This is a genomic window from Kitasatospora indigofera, from assembly GCF_014655955.1.
In the GTDB taxonomy this organism is placed as follows: domain Bacteria; phylum Actinomycetota; class Actinomycetes; order Streptomycetales; family Streptomycetaceae; genus Kitasatospora; species Kitasatospora indigofera.
The window spans coordinates 1-505 of record NZ_BNBO01000198.1 but is presented as its reverse complement, the minus strand read 5'-3'; the positions used below and the strand labels follow the sequence as shown (position 1 = coordinate 505).

The following is a 505-nucleotide window of genomic DNA, read 5'->3' as shown; positions in this document are numbered from 1 at the left end:
CGCAGCAGCCGGACGACCTTGCCGGGCTCACCGGCTGCTGCGGGGCTCTCGACCCCGTACACGACGAGACCAAGGACCAGCATGCCTGAGTTCACCGCCCACACGCTCGCCCTCGCCGACGACGCCTACGACAAGGCCAACGCCTCCAACGGCAACTCCCGCTTCAGCTCCTACCTGGCCGTCAACGCCGGTCGGCTCCACGACGTCGGCGCCCCGCTCGGCCCGGTCGACTTCGCCCAGGCCGCCTGGCGGATCGCCACCAGCCCCGTCATGTCCCCCGGCTACGTCCGCATCCGCCCCGACCTGGCCGACCTCACCCTGGTCACCACGGGCGAGGACTACGACCGGATCGCGCTGCGCATCACCGTCCCCCTGCACCACGACGTCCTCGCCCACCGGCCCGCCGCCCGCTCCGAGGACTGGCAGCACGACCCCTGGCACATCAGTACCGACCGGTGGTTGCGCCACGTGGAGCCGGGCCTCGACCGCCCGGCCCTGCTCCTGA

1 pseudogene is annotated in these 505 nt (G+C 72.5%); it reads left to right on the top strand.

The window, feature by feature from the left end:
- Positions 1-81: 81 nt before the first annotated feature.
- Positions 82-505 (top strand): annotated as a pseudogene (locus IE329_RS40155) (hypothetical protein); the annotation flags it as partial.